Here is a 413-nt window from a genome sequence, read left to right as displayed (position 1 = left end):
GATGACGACGGTCTGGACGATGGCGAGGAGGCCGGTGATGGTGGCGGCTTCGGCGATGACCTGCATGTTGCCGAGGCTGAGGAAGTTGTCGTTGAGAACCCCGAAGAGCGCGAGGACCACGATCAGGGCACCGATGAGGCTGAGGTTCTGCCCGCCGATCGAGGCGAGAATCCTCGCCGGGCCCGCGGACGGCTGGGGCCTGCTCCCGCCGGCCTTGGCGGTGGGCTTGGTGTCGGTGGTCGTGCTCATGAGGGTGCTCCAGGGGCGGGTGCGGTCGCGGCGGCGATGTCGTCGGCCATGGCGAGGTTGAGGATGGCTTCCTCGGTGGCGTGTTCGCGGTCGAGTTCGCCGGTGATGCGGCCGTTCTGCATGACGACGATGCGGTCGGCGAGGCCGAGGACCTCGGGGAGTTC

At 68.5% G+C, this 413-nt stretch carries 1 pseudogene; it reads right to left on the bottom strand.

The annotated features are described in order from the left end of the window. Positions 1-249 (bottom strand): annotated as a pseudogene (locus tag PUR56_RS39950) (ABC transporter permease); the annotation flags it as partial. Between the last annotated feature and the right edge of the window lie 164 nt (positions 250-413).

Source organism: Streptomyces sp. BE303 (assembly GCF_036290945.1).
In the GTDB taxonomy this organism is placed as follows: domain Bacteria; phylum Actinomycetota; class Actinomycetes; order Streptomycetales; family Streptomycetaceae; genus Kitasatospora.
Note: the sequence above shows the minus strand (reverse complement) of the source record. Positions and strands in the feature narration are given on the sequence as shown.